This window comes from Streptomyces niphimycinicus, from assembly GCF_018883605.1.
Classification (GTDB): domain Bacteria; phylum Actinomycetota; class Actinomycetes; order Streptomycetales; family Streptomycetaceae; genus Streptomyces; species Streptomyces niphimycinicus.
In genome coordinates this window covers 1-551 of record NZ_JAHLEM010001202.1, presented here as the reverse complement: position 1 = coordinate 551, position 551 = coordinate 1, and the positions used below count along the sequence as shown (strand labels likewise).

General features: G+C 71.5%; 1 protein-coding gene. It reads left to right on the top strand.

Annotated elements, in window-relative coordinates:
- On the top strand, positions 1–551 hold a 551-nt coding region (locus KN815_RS48850; protein WP_216348168.1), incomplete at both ends, for a beta-ketoacyl reductase.

Here is a 551-nt window from a genome sequence, read left to right as displayed (position 1 = left end):
TCTCGTCGATCGCCGGTGTGTGGGGCAGTGGTGGCCAGGCCGCGTACGGTGCGGCCAATGCCCATCTGGACGCGCTGGTGGAGGACCGTCGTGCGCGGGGTCTGGCTGGTACGGCCGTTGCCTGGGGCCCCTGGGCCGAAAGCGGCATGGCGACATCGGAGGGGATGGAACGCGAGCTCGCCCGCCGCGGCCTGCTCGTCATGGCTCCGGAGCTGGCCCTTGCCGCACTGCGGGGCGCGATCGTGGGTGACGACGGTGTGGTGACGGTCGCCGACATGGACTGGGAGCGGTTCGCCCCCGCGTTCACCTTGGAGCGGCCGAGCCCGCTCATCGGCGACCTCCCCGAGGTCGAAAAGGTACTCCGCTCCGGTGGCGGGTCCGGCCAGTCGGAAGCCGCGGCGGGTCTGCGGGAGCGGCTGGTGGGGCTGACCGAGGCCGAGATCGACCGGACCCTGCTGAACCTGGTACGTGGCCACGTGGCCGCGGTCCTCGGATTCACCGGTGGGGAGACGGTCGAGCCCGAGCGCGCGTTCAAGGAGCTGGGTTTCGAA